General features: G+C 67.5%; 14 protein-coding genes. 4 read left to right on the top strand and 10 right to left on the bottom strand.

Features of this window, described 5'->3' with window-relative positions; all coding sequences use genetic code 11:
- Positions 1-5: 5 nt before the first annotated feature.
- Entirely contained in the window at positions 6-1,370 is a 1,365-nt protein-coding gene (locus tag AC5P7R_RS08415; RefSeq protein WP_188249661.1) for an MATE family efflux transporter, read from the top strand.
- A gap of 114 nt (positions 1,371-1,484) precedes the next feature.
- Positions 1,485-3,407 (top strand): signal peptide peptidase SppA, encoded by a 1,923-nt coding sequence (gene sppA / locus AC5P7R_RS08410; RefSeq protein WP_227854157.1) that lies wholly within the window; start codon positions 1,485-1,487, stop codon positions 3,405-3,407.
- A 112-nt stretch (positions 3,408-3,519) separates the two neighbouring features.
- On the opposite strand, the gene AC5P7R_RS08405 is transcribed toward sppA, so the two are convergent.
- Positions 3,520-3,732, bottom strand: coding sequence for a hypothetical protein (locus AC5P7R_RS08405; RefSeq protein WP_111097651.1), 213 nt, complete (start codon positions 3,730-3,732; stop codon positions 3,520-3,522).
- Positions 3,733-3,843: 111 nt separating this feature from the next.
- Here AC5P7R_RS08405 and AC5P7R_RS08400 point away from each other — a divergent pair, with 111 nt between their 5' ends.
- The gene (locus AC5P7R_RS08400) at positions 3,844-4,620 is read left to right on the top strand and encodes an SDR family oxidoreductase (RefSeq protein ID WP_021203230.1); all 777 of its coding nucleotides are present in this window, start codon (positions 3,844-3,846) and stop codon (positions 4,618-4,620) included.
- A 94-nt stretch (positions 4,621-4,714) separates the two neighbouring features.
- Here AC5P7R_RS08400 and AC5P7R_RS08395 read toward each other — a convergent pair whose 3' ends face one another.
- From AC5P7R_RS08395 to AC5P7R_RS08355, 9 genes are all read right to left on the bottom strand, one after another.
- A complete protein-coding gene (locus tag AC5P7R_RS08395) occupies positions 4,715-5,461 on the bottom strand; it encodes a hypothetical protein (protein WP_058978746.1) in 747 nt (248 codons plus the stop codon).
- 35 nt (positions 5,462-5,496) lie between these two features.
- Positions 5,497-6,174, bottom strand: a complete 678-nt coding sequence (locus AC5P7R_RS08390) for a DUF4124 domain-containing protein (RefSeq protein WP_021203232.1) — start codon at positions 6,172-6,174, stop codon at positions 5,497-5,499.
- A 43-nt stretch (positions 6,175-6,217) separates the two neighbouring features.
- Complete coding sequence (gene tsaC, locus AC5P7R_RS08385) at positions 6,218-6,808, bottom strand: L-threonylcarbamoyladenylate synthase type 1 TsaC (protein ID WP_019660786.1); 591 nt, start codon at positions 6,806-6,808, stop codon at positions 6,218-6,220.
- A gap of 97 nt (positions 6,809-6,905) precedes the next feature.
- On the bottom strand, positions 6,906-9,389 hold the full coding sequence (locus AC5P7R_RS08380) for a DNA topoisomerase I (RefSeq protein WP_227854158.1): 2,484 nt from the start codon (positions 9,387-9,389) through the stop codon (positions 6,906-6,908).
- Positions 9,390-9,581: 192 nt separating this feature from the next.
- Positions 9,582-10,514, bottom strand: coding sequence for an RDD family protein (locus tag AC5P7R_RS08375; protein ID WP_134730044.1), 933 nt, complete (start codon positions 10,512-10,514; stop codon positions 9,582-9,584).
- A gap of 49 nt (positions 10,515-10,563) precedes the next feature.
- Positions 10,564-11,316, bottom strand: coding sequence for a pilin (locus tag AC5P7R_RS08370; protein ID WP_260808429.1), 753 nt, complete (start codon positions 11,314-11,316; stop codon positions 10,564-10,566).
- 39 nt (positions 11,317-11,355) lie between these two features.
- Positions 11,356-11,829 (bottom strand): DUF494 family protein, encoded by a 474-nt coding sequence (locus AC5P7R_RS08365; protein ID WP_005411195.1) that lies wholly within the window; start codon positions 11,827-11,829, stop codon positions 11,356-11,358.
- Between the two features lie 43 nt (positions 11,830-11,872).
- Positions 11,873-13,000: a DNA-processing protein DprA gene (gene dprA, locus AC5P7R_RS08360; protein ID WP_260808428.1), complete on the bottom strand. Its 1,128-nt coding sequence runs from the start codon at positions 12,998-13,000 to the stop codon at positions 11,873-11,875.
- Between the two features lie 166 nt (positions 13,001-13,166).
- Positions 13,167-14,300, bottom strand: a complete 1,134-nt coding sequence (locus AC5P7R_RS08355; RefSeq protein WP_111101734.1) for a LysM peptidoglycan-binding domain-containing protein — start codon at positions 14,298-14,300, stop codon at positions 13,167-13,169.
- Between the two features lie 126 nt (positions 14,301-14,426).
- Between AC5P7R_RS08355 and def the strand changes: the two genes are divergently transcribed.
- Entirely contained in the window at positions 14,427-14,939 is a 513-nt protein-coding gene (gene def, locus AC5P7R_RS08350; protein ID WP_111101735.1) for a peptide deformylase, read from the top strand.
- Positions 14,940-15,056: the final 117 nt, after the last annotated feature.

Below are 15,056 nucleotides of genomic sequence, written 5' to 3'. Positions count from 1 at the left end.
ACCTTATGTCTACTGCAACCTCCACGCCGCGCTTCAGCAAGGAAGTCGGCGCCACCGGTCTGCTCGCCCTGCCGCTCGTGCTGGGCCATGTGTCCACCGGTCTGATCTCCTTCGTCGACAACGTGATTGCCGGCCACCACGCCACGGCCACCCTTGCCGCAGTCACCATCGGTACCGCCCTGCTGTGGCTGCCGATGCTGATTCCGATCGGCACCCTGATCTCGCTCACCGCCTCGGTGTCGCAGCTGCACGGCGCTGGCCGCGAGCGCGAGATCGGCCCGCTGTTCCGCCAGGCGCTGTGGCTGGCGTTGGGCTTGGGCCTGATCATGTTCACCTTCCTTACGGTGGTGCCGCCGCTGCTGCCGGCCTTCGGCATCGCACCGGACATCGTGCCGGGGGCGACTGCGTTCCTGCATGCGGTGCGCTGGGGCGGCCCGGCGCTGACCCTGTACTTCTGCATGCGCTACCTCAGCGAAGGCATGCACTGGACACTGCCCACCATGCTGCTTGGCTTCGGTGGCCTGCTGGTGCTGGCGCCGCTGGGCTATGTGCTGGCCAATGGCAAGCTCGGTTTCCCGGAACTGGGCGCCGAAGGCCTGGGCATCGCTTCGGCGGTGATGATGTGGCTGCAGGCAACCGCATTCGCCCTGTATCTGTGGCGGACCAGGCGCTTTGCCCACCTGCAGCTGTTCTCGCATTTCGAAGGGCCGCGCTGGAAGGCGATCTGGGAGCTGCTGCGCACCGGCCTGCCGATCGGCATCACCGTGCTGATGGAAGGTGGCTTGTTCATCGTCACCGCGTTGCTGATCGGTCGCCTCGGTGCCAATGAAGCGGCGGCGCACCAGATCGCGATCAACGTCGCGCAGCTGTGCTTCATGATTCCGATGGGCGTGGCCGAGGCCACCACCGTGCGCGTCGGCCATGCGGTCGGCCGTGGCGATGGCTTCGGCGTGCGACGCGCGGCCTGGGCCGGTTACGCGATCATCATGGGCACGCAGACGCTGTCGGCGGCGGTGCTGCTGTTCGGCCACGACGCCATCGTCGGCGTGTACACCAACGACCTGGCGGTGGCCGGGCTGGCCTCGACCCTGCTGCTGTACGCGGCCACCTTCCAGTTCCCGGACGGCATCCAGGTACTGTCGGCCGGTGCGCTGCGCGGCCTGAAGGACACCCGCGTGCCGATGTTCATCGCCATGTTCGCGTACTGGGGCCTGGGCATGCCGCTCGGCGCCGGGCTCGGCCTGGGGCTGGGCATGGGCCCGCAGGGCATGTGGATCGGCCTGATCGTCGGCCTGACTGCCGCTGCCATCCTGATGGGCTGGCGCCTGCGCCGCAGCAGCCTGCGCATCGGCCAGTCGATGCTGTCCTGATCGTCCCGCCCGCCTGCCCACCCATGGCGGGCGATCCCCTGACTTGTGTCCGATGCCGCATCACGCGGCAACGGCTATGCTGGTACCACGGCAAGAAGCCATCCGGAGCGTTCCATGAATCACCCCGTGCCCCCGCTGCCCCCGGCGCGTCGCAATCCCGTCGCCAGTTTCTTCATCGGGCTGTGGGACGTCATGAACTTCACCCGCCGGTTGATCCTCAACCTGGTGTTCTTCGGCCTGCTGTTCCTGCTGCTGGTGATGTTCGTCATCGCCGCCGGCATGGGCGCCGGTGCCAGCAAGTCGCTGCAGGACCGCACCACCCTGGTGATCGCGCCGGAAGGCCGCCTGGTCGAGCAGTTCAGTGCCGATCCGGTCAGCCGCGCGCTGGCCAAGGCGGTGGGTGACAACGGTGCCGAAGAGATCCAGCTGCGCGACCTGCTGCGGGTGATCGAGTCGGCCAAGGAAGACAAGAAGATCGAGCGCGTGGTGCTGGAACTGGACAAGCTGCAGCCGTCCGGCTTCGCCTCGCTGCGTGAAGTGGCCGCCGCGCTGCAGGACCTGCGTGCGTCCGGCAAGCAGCTGGTGGCCTACAGCGAGAGCATGGGCCAGTCGCAGTACCTGCTGGCCGCGCAGGCCGACGAGGTCTACCTGGACCCGATGGGCTCGGTCGTGCTCGAGGGCCTCGGCCGCTACCGCCAGTATTTCCGCACCGGCCTGCAGGACAAGCTGGGCGTGGACGTGCACCTGTTCAAGGTGGGCGAGTACAAGTCCGCGGCCGAGCCGTACGTGCTCGACGCGGCGTCACCGGCCTCCAAGGAAGCCGACCTGTTCTGGATGAACGACGTCTGGCAGCGTTACCTGGGCGACATCGCCAAGGCCCGCCGCCTGGATCCGGCACAGCTGGCCGCCGGCATCGACACGCTGCCGGAAGGCATCGCTGCTGCTGGTGGTGATCTGGCCAAGTTCGCCCTGCAGCAGAAGCTGGTGACCGCGCTGAAGACCCGCGAAGAGTTCGAGGACCTGATGATCGAGCGCGGCGTGGCCGACGAAGATGCCGACGGTGGCTTCCGCAACGTCGACTTCGGCACCTACCTGGGCCAGCTTGATGCGCGCCGCAACCCGGTCGACAACCGTCCGCAGGTGGCAGTGGTGGTGGCGTCCGGCGAGATCAGCGGCGGTGACCTGCCGGCCGGCCGCATCGGTGGCGAATCGACGTCGGCGCTGCTGCGTGCCGCGCGCGACGACGACGATGTCAAGGCGGTCGTGCTGCGCGTGGATTCGCCGGGCGGAGAAGTGTTCGCTTCCGAGCAGATCCGCCGTGAAGTGGTCGCCCTGCAGGCCGCCGGCAAGCCGGTGGTGGTATCGATGGGCGACCTGGCCGCCTCCGGTGGCTACTGGATCAGCATGAACGCCGATCGCATCTACGCCGATCCGTCGACGATCACCGGTTCGATCGGCATCTTCGGCATGGTGCCGAACTTCAGCCGCGCGCTGGACAAGATCGGCGTGCACACCGATGGCGTCGGCACCACCCGCTTCGCCGGTGCGTTCGATGTCACCCGGCCGATGGATCCGGCCGTGGGCCAGGTCATCCAGTCGGTGATCAACAAGGGCTACGCCGACTTCACCGGTCGCGTCGCCGACGCCCGCAAGAAGCCTGTCGAGGCCGTCGACGAAGTGGCCCGTGGCCGCGTGTGGAGCGGTGCGCAGGCCAAGGAACGTGGCCTGGTCGATGCCTTCGGTGGGCTGAAGGATGCCGTGGCCGACGCCGCCAGCCGTGCCAAGCTGGGCAAGGCCGACGCTTATCGCGTGCGCTACATCGAGAAGGCGGCCACGCCGTTCGCGCAGTTCGTCAGCGGTTTCGCCGGCAGCCGCGCTGGTGCCTGGATGCTGTCCGATTCGGGCATGGCGCGGATGCTGCTGGCGCGCACGATGCCGGAAGTGGATACGCAGCTGCGCTTTGTCGAGAACGCGGCCCGCGAAAAGGGCAATGGCGCATCGGTGAAGGCGCTGGCGTACTGCTTCTGCGGGTTCTGACCGGAGCACATCCACGCATGGCGTGGATCTACTGTAAACGCCCGGCTTCGGCCGGGCGTTCTCGTTGGTGGGGTCGGATCCCTTTGCCCGCAAAGGGTTCTGACCCCACAGGTCACTGCGTCGCGTCGGCCTCGGCCTTGCGCTCGCCCGCAGCGGCGTCATCGACGGATTTCTGCGCGCCCTTGGCGCGGTCCAGCGGCCCCTGCATCGCGCGCGCCATCGCCTTGGGCACCGGTGGCTTCTCCGGGTTCGGCGTTGGCGGGCGCTGGCAGGCGGACAGCAGCACGGTGGCCAGCAGGGACGTGGACAGGACCAGGATGCGCATGGCGGCACTCCGTGATGGGCGTGCGCGCAGTGTCGCATCCTCGGCAGGGGGCGGCCGTGAGCGCGTATCCTTGTTGCATCGAAACACAGCGGGCGCGGCCCCGGAGGACTCATGACCCAGCAACGGTGGCGGCTGGACGGCCAGACTGCCCTGATCACCGGCGCCAGTGCCGGCATCGGCCTGGCCATCGCGCATGAACTGGCCGGGTTCGGTGCCGACCTGATGATCGTCGGCCGCGATATCGACATGCTGGAGACCGCGCGCGACGAGTTGCTGGATGTGTATCCGCAGATGCAGGTGCATGCGCTGGCCGCCGATGTTTCCGACGACGAGGACCGCCGCCAGATCCTGGACTGGGTGGAGGACCACAGCGATGGCCTGCATATCCTGGTAAACAACGCCGGCGGCAACGTCACCAAGGCGGCCACCGAGTACTCCGAAGACGAGTGGCGCAAGATCTTCGAGACCAACCTGTTCTCGGCGTTCGAGCTGTCGCGCTACGCACATCCGCTGCTGGCACGCCACGCGTCGTCGTCCATCGTCAACGTCGGCAGCGTGTCCGGCCTGACCCATGTGCGCAGTGGCGTGGTCTACGGCATGACCAAGGCGGCGATGCACCAGATGACCCGCAACCTAGCCGTCGAGTGGGCCGAAGATGGCATCCGCGTCAACGCAGTGGCACCGTGGTACATCCGTACCCGGCGCACGTCCGGCCCGTTGTCGGACCCGGACTACTACGAGGAAGTGATCGATCGCACGCCGATGCGTCGTATCGGCGAGCCGGAGGAAGTGGCTGCGGCCGTGGGCTTCCTGTGCCTGCCGGCAGCCAGCTACGTTACCGGCGAGTGCATCGCGGTGGACGGCGGCTTCCTGCGCTACGGGTTCTGATCTTCGGAAGGGTAGTGCCGGCCGCTGGCCGGCAACCACAGGATATTCAGTTGATTGCAGTTGCCGGCCAGCGGCCGGCACTACCGGATGGCGGTCACCCCGGCACCGGGCAGTTGCTGGCCTCCAGCACACCCTGCAACCGCTCGCGGTCCTTGCGCGCGCTGTCGCGGTTCTCGGGCGCGGCGAAGCGCTCCCGGCCGCGGGCATCGCGGAAGCGCTGCTGCCAGGCACCGCAGCGCTGCGCTTCGGGAAGCGCTTCGCACTGATCGCGCACCACTTCACAGCTGGCGGCATTCACCGGCGTCACTCCGCCAAGGCCCTGTACTGTCATCAGCTCGCAGCGACCTGGCGCAGCCTCGTACTCGTACAGGTAGCCGCCGCCCTGGCTGTCGGTGCACTGGAAGATAGGAGGAAGCGGCGGCTTCGGTGAACCGTCACTTCCAGCAGCACGGGCCTCGGCATCGCGACGCAGCGTCGCGCTGTCAAGGATCTGGTCGTCTCCTTCGTGTTCGACCATGCCTGCTTCCATGATCGTGCGTCCTTCGTCCGCGCGTCGTGCCTTCGCTGGGGCCGCAGGCGCAACACCCGGGTTGGCCGGCAGCGGCGCGGGTGTTTCCACCGGGGTGGGGGCAGGTTCAGCGACCACAGGGGCAGCGGCGGCCGGCTGCGCGTTGCCCTTGCCGGGTATGCGCAGCACCTGCTGCTTGCTGCCAGTGGGACACGGCGTGCGCTGCAGGGTAGGGATGTCACTGCTGCTGGAGGTACAGCGGTAGATCACGCCCTCTTCGGCCAATGCGCTTCCAGGCAGCAGCACCAGGAGCAGCCAGATCACTCGGTTCATGCGTACAGCGTACAGGCTGCGGCGGCTTGCTGCGGTCAGCGTTCGCAATCGCGCGACAGGCGCGCATCGATGCCGCGCTGTTCGTTGCTGATGGCGGTGCGTTCACTCTGCAGCGCACTGTTGTACCGGCGATCCAGTTCCCAGCGGCGATCACGCAGTCGCGCACAGACTTCCTGCGGCGGCAACGCATGGCAGCTGTCGCGGACCAGCACGCTGCCGGCCGGAACCTGCACGCCCATGCCGATCGAGGGGGGACGATAACCCGCGCCTTCGCCGATCGGCGTGCCGGTGGCCGGGCGCGGTCCGGGGTAGGCCGGGCCGTGATGGGCGTGTGGCAGCCAGACACTGGTCCACAACGGCACCCAGCGCGGATTGCCTTCGTTGTTGTCGCTGGTATAGCGTCGGCCATCATCGCTCACGCATTCGTACATCGGCTGCGGCGGCTGGATGTAGACGTGGCGGACTTCGCGCTCGCGGATGACCGGGGTTTCGCCGGGCGGCGCAGGCGGGGCATCACTGCGCACCACCCGTGGAGCGGGATCGCGCGGGCGCTGCAGGTCGCGAACCTGCTGGCGGCCGCTGTTGCAGGGCGTGTCCTGCAGGGCCACGGCCCCGTTGCTGGAAACGCAGCGGTACACCCGCACGTCTTCGGCTGCGGACGCCGTCCACGGCAGCAGCAGGCACAGGCTGAAGGTGGCGCGCAGCAGGCTCATGGCGGCAGCGTGCGTGATTGTCCGCGGCAGTGCAATCGGTGGCTCAGGACCGCAGCACGTTGCCGCTGAGCGCGTCGCGTATGGGGGTGGGTTGGGCCAGGCCACCGGTCTGTCCGTCAAGGATGCCGTCGAGCAGGCGCAGCAGGCGCGGATCCAGCTCTTCGCGGCTGCGCGCCGGTGGTTCGCCGGCCAGATTGGCGCTGGTGGAGACCAGCGGGCCGCCCCAGGCGCGGCAGAGTTCGGCCACCAGCGGGTGCGCGCTGATGCGCACCGCAATGCCGCTGTGTTCGCCGGTGACCCAGGGCTGCGCGCGCGGGCCAGCGGGCAGGATCCAGGTGTTGGCGCCGGGCCAGCTGGCCAGTACCGCGCGCTGGCGGGCGTCGGGCAGCGCCTGCAGGCGCACCCAGCCTTCCAGCTGCGCCAGCTCGGCCGCGACCAGGATCATGCCTTTCTCGATCGGTCGCTGCTTCAGCCGCAGCACCATGTGCACTGCCGCTTCCTGCGAGGGATCACAGCCCAGGCCCCAGACCGCTTCGGTCGGGTAGGCGATCACGCCGCCGGCGCGGAGCGTGGCGACAGCAGAGTCCAGGGTGAGTTCTTTCATGGCGGCGACCGGCCCGGCGTGGGCCTCCATTATCCCCCTGCTGCGTGCAGAAGGGGTGGTCGGCGCGGACGGTAGGTGCGGACCGTTGGTCCGCACACCTTGCCCCTCATCCACGCATGGCGTGGATCTACTTCTTCGCAGAGGCCTTCTTGACGGCTTTCTTCGCCGGGGCCTTCTTTGCGGCGGCCTTCTTCACCGCCTTTTTTGCCGGCGCCTTCTTGGCAGCAGCCTTCTTCGGCGCCGCTTCCTTCTTCACTGCCGCCTTCTTGGCCGGTGCCTTTTTCGCTGCCGCCTTCTTGGCGCCGAAGCCCTTGCGCACCGGCTTGCCGGTTTCTTCCATCAGCTGCTGCACTTCGGCCAGGGTCAGCGATGCCGGCTCGCGGTCCTTGGGGATCTTGCCGTTCATCTTGCCGTCGCTGATATACGGGCCGAAGCGGCCGTTCAGCACCTGGATGTCGCTGCCCTCGAATTCCTTGATGATCCGGTTGCGCGCGATCTCTTCCTTCTCTTCGATCAGGAACACGGCACGGGCCAGGTCGATGGTGTACGGGTCGTCTTCCTTCTTCAGCGAGGCGTAGGTGCTGCCACGCTTGGCGAACGGCCCGAAGCGGCCAATCCCGACGCTGACCGGCTCGCCCTTGTCCTCACCCAGCGCGCGCGGCATCAGGAACAGCTCCAGCGCGTCTTCCAGGGAGATGGTGTGCATCGACTGGCCAGGGCGCAGCGAGGCGAACTTCGGCTTCTCCTCGGCGTCCTCGGCGGTGCTGCCGATGGCGGCATACGGCCCGAAGCGGCCCAGACGCACGCTGACCGGCTTGCCTGTCTTCGGATCGGTGCCAAGCTCGCGCGCGCCACTGGCCTCGGCGCGGTCGACCGATTCCTTCTTGTCTTCCACCAGTTCCTTGAACGGCTCCCAGAAGCGAGCCATCAGCGGAATCCACTCTTCTTCGCCACGCGAAACGGCATCAAGCTCGTCTTCGAGCTTGGCCGTGAAGTCGTAGTCCACGTACTGGGTGAAGTGGCTGGACAGGAACTTGGACACCGCGCGGCCGACGTCGGACGGGCGGAAGCTGCGGCCTTCCATTTCCACGTACTTGCGGAACAGCAGGGTCTGGATGATCGAGGCGTAGGTCGAGGGACGACCGATGCCGTACTCTTCCAGCGCCTTCACCAGCGCCGCTTCGGTGTAGCGCGGCGGCGGCTGGGTGAAATGCTGTTCGGCCTGGATGCGTTCCAGCGGCACGCGGTCGCCCGGCTTCATCGCCGGCAGCTTGCGGCCTTCGTCCTCGTCCTCGGCGCTCTTGCTGTCCTTGCCTTCCTCGTATACGGCCAGGAAGCCGGGCACCACCACCGTGGTGCCGCTGGCACGGAACACGTGCTCGCTGCCGGCCGACAGGTCGACGCTGACGGTATTGAGCGTGGCCGGGATCATCTGGCAGGCGACGGCGCGCTTCCAGATCAGTTCGTACAGGCGGCGCTCGTCGTCGGTGAGGAAGCGTGCGACCTGGGCCGGGGTGCGCAGGGCCGAGGTCGGGCGCACCGCTTCGTGCGCTTCCTGGGCGTTCTTCGACTTGGTCTGGTAGGTGTTGGGCTGGTCCGGCAGCGAGGCGATGCCGTAGTCGCGGGCGATCACGTCGCGGATTTCCGCCAGCGCGTCCTGCGACAGGTTCACCGAGTCGGTACGCATGTACGAAATCAGGCCGACGGTGCCTTCGTCGCCGATGGCCACGCCCTCATACAGCTTCTGCGCAACCTGCATGGTCTTGCGGGTGGTGAAGCCGAGCTTGCGCGAGGCTTCCTGCTGCAGGGTCGAGGTGGTGAACGGTGGCGCGGGACGGCGCTTGCGCTCCTTGCTGGCCACGTCGGTGACATGCAACGAGCCCTGCGCGGCCTGCTGGATACGCAGGCGGGCGGCTTCGGCGGTGTCACCGTCGGTGATGGTGAACTGCTCGAACTTCTGCCCGTCCAGCTTGACCAGCTTGGCGTTGAAGTGCTGCGACGGGTGCGCGCATTCGGCCGCGATCGACCAGTATTCGCGGGCGACGAAGGCTTCGATCTCTTCCTCGCGCTCGACGATCATGCGCAGCGCCGGGCTCTGCACGCGGCCTGCGGACAGGCCGCGCTGGACCTTGCGCCACAGCACCGGCGACAGGTTGAAGCCGACCAGGTAGTCCAGCGCGCGGCGCGCCTGCTGGGCATCGACCAGGTCGCTGGCGATCGCGCGCGGCTGGCTGATCGCTTCCTTGATGGCGCGCGGGGTGATCTCGGTGAACACCACGCGCTGCATCGGCTTGTCCTTGACCAGCCCGCGTTCCTTCAGGATCTCGGCGATGTGCCAGCTGATCGCTTCACCTTCGCGATCCGGGTCGGTTGCCAGCAGGATGTCGTCGGCACCCTTGGCGGCCTTGGCGATCGCATCGACATGCTTTTCGTTCTTGTCGATCACGTCGTAGTGCATGGCGAACCCGTTGTCCGGGTCGACCGCGCCTTCCTTCGGGATCAGGTCACGCACATGCCCATACGAGGCCAGGACGGTGTAGTCCTTGCCGAGGTATTTGTTGATCGTCTTGGCCTTGGCTGGCGATTCGACGATGAGCAGGTGCTTGGGCATGTCGGGAGAGGTCTGTGGGCGGACCGGGAGAAGGGGCCGCTAGGGTGGAGCAAACGGCCGCATTAGTGAAGCGGCCACGGGCAAATCCATAAACTGAACGCCCGGTAATGTGCCGGGCGTTCAGGTTTCACCTTATTAGAGGAATCACGCCCGGCCGGCCCGTGTCAAGCAGCCAGGCGTGAGGATGGCCGTTCACGAGGCCATCTTGGCGATGAAGCCTACCGCGAACACCAGCAGGGCCAGGCCGACCAGAGACAGCAGGCCGGTCAGCACGAGCACCAGTACGGTTACCGTGCCCAGCTCCCGGCGTTGCAGCTGCGGCTGGTCGGTGTAGGCCCAGCGGTCGACCACGAGGGTGTCGCAGACCATGTCGTGCAGGCCCTGCTTGCGTTCGGTGAAGGCGGCCATCAGGAAACCGATGCCGAGCGTGAAGCTGCTCAGCAGCATGGCCCAGTAGCGACCAAATGCGCGGGCCTTGGTCAGGCGTTCGCCGTTGCCGCGCACCACCTTGATACCGACTGCCATCTTGCCCAGCGTGGCGCCGCCCTGCGAGGCATGGAACCAGGTGTAGTAGGCCATGCCGATGCCGAGGTTGATCAGGGCGCTGGCCAGCTGGGCAACGATCTCGATGGCCGATTCGCCGCTGCCCACCGCGCCCATGCTGGCGCCGAGTATCGCACCAAGAATGGCACCGATGATGCTGCCGGGGACGACCAGCACGAAGTAATCGATCATGTAGGCCGCCACACGCTTCCAGAAGCCTGCGTAGACCACTTCACCGCCAACCACCGGCTGCGCGTGGCCACCGCTGCTGGTGGTCGCTGGAGCGCTGTAAGGCGAGCTGCTGAGCGCGCCGGTGCCGGGCAGCGGTGCGGTGCCGCTGTCGATGGCGGCGTAGTCGCTGCGCAGGTCGAACCCGCCGCTGCTGCTGGCAGTGCTGGCATCGGCCAGCGTCTGCAGGCCGAGCTCGTCGACCATCTGCCGCAGCGCAGCCCACTGGGCCATGCCCTCCCGCCACACCAGGGTGTCCAGGTTGAGCTGGCCGCGCTGGAAGCGCTGGCGGATCTCCTGGACCGGCAGCGGGCCCTGGCGTTGCTGTCCTTCGGCGTAGTACCACTCAGTCATTGCATGTTCCCTGTTGAATCATCCTTGGAGGTGCTGGCGTGCGCGCGGTTCAGCCGCGGCACGACGGCGGCAGGTACTTGTCGTTGCTCTCGCCGCTGCATTCCCAGCGGCCGCTGTCGCGATCGTATTCCAGCCACAGCAGATCGCCATCGAGGCTCTTGCCGGGCAGCGCCAGGGTGGCTTCGATGCCGCAGTGGCCGTTGTTGAAGCGACCGATGTTCACCGCTGACAGCCCTGCATGGGCGAAATCACCCGGGGCCGGGAAGCCGGCGTCGTTGCCACCCGGGCAGCGGCCTTCGTCATCGGCGAAATGCTGCACCTGGTCCTTCAGCGGCTGCAGTGCGGTCACTGCGCCGGCGACCTTGGCGCGAAGGGTGTAGTCGTTGTAGGCGGGCAGCGCGATGGCGGCCAGGATGGCCACGATCGGTACCAGCACCAGCAGCAGGCCGCCGCCGATGATGGCGGTCAGGGCGCAGCCGGACAGCTTCTTCTTCGGCGTCGGCAGGGCGCTGGCCGCTGCGCTGGTGGCGCAGGGCGTGGACGGTGGCAGCACCGGTGGCTGCGGCGGAGGCGGTGCTGCCGGCTCCGGTTCGGGTTCCACGGGCGGTGCAGCGGCGTCCAGCGCCGGCACGATCAGGCCGAGCTCGTCGACCACGGTGCGCAACGGCTGCCATTGCGGCAGGCCGTCGCGCCAGACCAGGGTGTCCAGGGAGATCTGGTTGTTGCGGAACAACTCGACCAACTGTTCCGCCGGCAGCGGGCCTTGCTGCCGGTTGCCTTCTGCATGGAACCACTCGCTCACGGGGACGCTCCTGAATGCGCTATGCCCCCAAGTGTACGGTCAGTGCAGGGGTTCTGGCTCGTCCATGAACATCTGCGTCTCCATCCAGGCATACGCCGCCTCGGAGCCGGGCTGGTTGAACAGCACCATCAGCACGACCCACTTCAGGTCGTCCAGGTCCAGTTCGTCCTGGTCCAGGGCCATTGCCCGGTCCAGCACCAGCTCGCGCTGGTCGGCATCGAGGATGCCGTGCTGTTCCAGGTACAGCAGGAACCCGCGGCATTCCACGTCCAGCTTGTCCAGCTCGGGGCCGTGGTACACGCGCACGGGGCCATCGACCCGAGCCTGGGCCACGCTCGGCCGCTGCGCGGCCAGGGCATCGAGCCAGTCGAACGCCTTGTTGATCTCGGTTGGGCTGAAACCGGCCTGGATCAGGCCGTTCTGGAGCGAATCGCGGTCACGGATCAGGTCCGCATCTTCGCTGAAATAGTGTTCAAACAGGTACAGCAGTACATCCAGGATGCTCTCTTTCATTGCCCCTCGGCCTGCGTCGCGCGACGCTGTGGAGGTGAAGAAACTAGGGAGTTCGACAGTAGCGGCCGTGTACGCACACCACGATTCCCGCCAGTTCCATGGCCAGCAGCATGGAGGACACCTGGGGCGCCGTCAATCCACAGCGTGTGATCAGTGAATCCATACTGCTTGGGTTGTGCTCCAGCGCCCGCCACAAGCACTGGTAGTCAGGGTCGTCGGCCCAGTGCGCCGGCAGGCGTGCAGGCGGTGCCTGTTCAGTGGGGGTGGCCAGCCGTGATTGCAAGCCCGGCAGCTGCTGGCGGAGGGCGGGGGCCAGCAGTTCGAGGACCTCCTCCGGGCGCTCGACCAGTGCGGCACCCTCGCGGATCAGCCTGTGGCAGCCCGCAGCGCGCGGATTGAGCACCGAGCCGGGCAGGGCGCAGACCTCGCGGCCGGCCTCGGCGGCCAGGCGTGCGGTGATCAGGGCACCCGAGCGTTGGGCGGCCTCGACCACCACCGTGGCCAGGGCCAGCCCGGCTACCAGCCGGTTGCGGGCAGGAAAGTGGCCGGGGCGTGCGGGCGTGCCGGGCAGGTACTCGCTGAGCACCACGCCTTCGGCGGCGATGCGCGCCTGCAGCCGGGCGTGGCTGTCCGGATAGGCGCGGTCCGGTCCGGTGCCGATCACCGCCACGGTGCAGCCCCCCGCGTCCAGCGTGGCCTGGTGGGCGGCGGCATCGATGCCCGCCGCCAGGCCGCTGGTCACCGCCAGCCCGGCGTCGACGAAGCAGCCGGCAAACCGGGCTGCCAGCGCGCGTCCGCCCGGCGTTGGCGAGCGGCTGCCGACCAGCGCAACCGATGGGCGCCAGGCCCGGCTGGGGTCGCCGGCGATGAACAGCGCAAGGGGGGGATTGGGGACATCCAGCAGGGGCGGGGGGAAGGTCGGATCGGTGAAGGCCAGCAGGTGCTGGTTGTCGTCTTCCAGCCAGCGCCGTGCCACGGCCAAGGCCCGGGCGTCGGGGCGGTCCAGTGCGGCGCACTGCTCTGGCGTGCAACCGTGCGCGCGCCAGTTCGCGGCACCCTGCGCGATCGCGGTTTCCGCCCTGCCTGCGGCCTGCAGCAGGGCCCGCCGTGGTGCCAGCGCGCCGCCTGCCATCAACAGGCGCAGCAGCGCCTCGTCAGCTTGGTTGGTCATCCCCACACTATCGAGCGCATGCAACAAAGGCGCCCTAGGGCGCCTTCGCATGTGGCTGTCAGACTTTGCCGGAGGCCGCCCCTGTAGAGTCGACTGTCAGTCGACTACCGCGCGCAGCGCGGGCGCTTTCGGGGGGCGGTGAAGAGCAGTCGACTAACAGTCGACTCTACCGCGCATCCGGGTGCAGTGCGTTGTATCCCACGCGCACCGGCTTCACGCCCTGCATCACCAGTGCGTAGCTGACGTTGTCGAAGGTACGGAACACCATGGCGTGTGCGGCGTATTCGTCCGGCAGCGAGACGCGGCCGGCGCCGGTGCTGAGCGAATCATCCATGCGCGAGGAGTTCGGGTACTTCATGCGGTGCGCCACGTGGCGGCCCGGGCGCCACAGCGAGAACACGGTGCCGTTGTCCACGCCCTGCGCGCGGCCTGCGGAGATCGCGATCACGTCGCGCGGCCCACCAGCGGTGAACATGTCGGCAACGGCCAGCACGCGCACGTCGACGCCCTCGACACCGGCGGCCGGGACATGGGGGATGAACTGCAGGTCGTAGGGCCTGGCCTCGACCGGGACCAGGCGGTCGCCCGCACGTACCTCGCGGCCGCCCTCGTTCTTGTCCAGCACCAGGGTGGACACCTCGACCTTGCCGCCGGCGACGTGGGTGATGGTGCCGGTGGCGACCTGGGCCAGCTCATAGCCAAGCACGCCGCGGCGGTGGTTGGGGGCGTTGTAGGCCCGCCACAGGTTGCCGCTGCCCGGGGTGACGTCGCCGTTGGCGGTCAGGTCCTCGGTCGGCTTGGGCTGGGCGTAGCGCACGGTCGGGCGGACCACGGCCCAGCGCTGGCCCAGCTGGGCGTCGGCCAGGCGCACGTACACCGCGCTGCCGCTGGTGACGCGCAGGCGCTCTTCTTCCAGGCCGGCCACGTAGGGCAGCTGGTCGATGCTGTCGACCACGCTCAGCTGCTTCAGGAACGGCTCGACCTGGGCCAGCGGAATGGCATCGATCGGGGCTTCCTGGCGCGGGCCGGGCTTGGCAGCGACGGTCACCCGGTCCAGGTAGGCCAGGCTGAGCACGTCACCGGGATAGATCAGGTGCGGATTGGCGATCTGTGGATTGGCCTGCCAGATCTCCGGCCACAGCCAGGGCTTCTGCAGGAAACGTGCGGCGATATCCCACAACGTATCCCCTTTTCGGACCACATAGGTGTCCGGGTGCCCGCCATTCACTTCCACGGCGGTAGCATAGGCAGCCACGGTCAGCATCGCCGCGGCGACGACCGTACGAAAACGAAGCAACATAGGTGTGAAGCCCTGATTCCCCAACAGGTCCGCGCACTATAGTCCAGAAACCGGGGCGCAAGGCAAGCGTTGGAGCTAGAATCTGCGACGTATGCCGGCGTGCCGGCCCATTACCCGGAAACAGCCATGGCCCTTCTCCCCATTCTCGAGTTCCCCGATCCGCGCCTGCGTACCAAGGCCGCGTTGATCGACGCTGCTGAAGTCACCACGCCGGCCTTCCAGGAACTGATCGACAACATGTTCCAGACCATGTACGACGCGCCGGGCATCGGCCTGGCTGCCACCCAGGTGGACGTGCACAAGCGCTTCATGGTCATCGACGTCAGCGAAGAAAAGAATGAACCGCAGGTGTTCATCAACCCGGAGATCGTCGCCAAGGACGGGGGCCGGGTGTACCAGGAAGGCTGCCTGTCGGTTCCGGGCATCTTCGCTGACGTCACCCGTGCCGATACCATCACCGTGAAATACCTGGACCGCAACGGCCAGGAACAGCAGATGGAAGCCGGCGAAGTGCTGGCCACCTGCATCCAGCATGAGATGGATCACCTGGACGGCAAGCTGTTCATCGACTATCTGTCGCCGCTCAAGCGCGAGATGGTGCGCAAGAAGCTGGCCAAGCAGCGCAAGCACGTGGCGTGATCGCCAATCCGGGCCACCCTTCGGGTGGCCCGCGCCTGCGCGGCAAGCGCGGGCTGTACGGCGCCGGCCGACGGCGCCGTTTTCTTTCCTGCACGAATCCATCCTGCAAGTGGGGTA

This window comes from Stenotrophomonas sp. YJH_SMC_27, assembly GCF_059369815.1.
This window is presented reverse-complemented; position numbering and strand designations above follow the sequence as displayed.

Coding starts and splice junctions, on each gene's coding strand:
- AC5P7R_RS08415 (WP_188249661.1), top strand. CDS start 6: ATGTCTACTGCAACCTCCACGCCGCGCTTCAGCAAGGAAGTCGGCGCC.
- sppA (WP_227854157.1), top strand. CDS start 1,485: ATGAATCACCCCGTGCCCCCGCTGCCCCCGGCGCGTCGCAATCCCGTC.
- AC5P7R_RS08405 (WP_111097651.1), bottom strand. CDS start 3,732: ATGCGCATCCTGGTCCTGTCCACGTCCCTGCTGGCCACCGTGCTGCTG.
- AC5P7R_RS08400 (WP_021203230.1), top strand. CDS start 3,844: ATGACCCAGCAACGGTGGCGGCTGGACGGCCAGACTGCCCTGATCACC.
- AC5P7R_RS08395 (WP_058978746.1), bottom strand. CDS start 5,461: ATGAACCGAGTGATCTGGCTGCTCCTGGTGCTGCTGCCTGGAAGCGCA.
- AC5P7R_RS08390 (WP_021203232.1), bottom strand. CDS start 6,174: ATGAGCCTGCTGCGCGCCACCTTCAGCCTGTGCCTGCTGCTGCCGTGG.
- tsaC (WP_019660786.1), bottom strand. CDS start 6,808: ATGGAGGCCCACGCCGGGCCGGTCGCCGCCATGAAAGAACTCACCCTG.
- AC5P7R_RS08380 (WP_227854158.1), bottom strand. CDS start 9,389: ATGCCCAAGCACCTGCTCATCGTCGAATCGCCAGCCAAGGCCAAGACG.
- AC5P7R_RS08375 (WP_134730044.1), bottom strand. CDS start 10,514: ATGACTGAGTGGTACTACGCCGAAGGACAGCAACGCCAGGGCCCGCTG.
- AC5P7R_RS08365 (WP_005411195.1), bottom strand. CDS start 11,829: ATGAAAGAGAGCATCCTGGATGTACTGCTGTACCTGTTTGAACACTAT.
- dprA (WP_260808428.1), bottom strand. CDS start 13,000: ATGACCAACCAAGCTGACGAGGCGCTGCTGCGCCTGTTGATGGCAGGC.
- AC5P7R_RS08355 (WP_111101734.1), bottom strand. CDS start 14,300: ATGTTGCTTCGTTTTCGTACGGTCGTCGCCGCGGCGATGCTGACCGTG.
- def (WP_111101735.1), top strand. CDS start 14,427: ATGGCCCTTCTCCCCATTCTCGAGTTCCCCGATCCGCGCCTGCGTACC.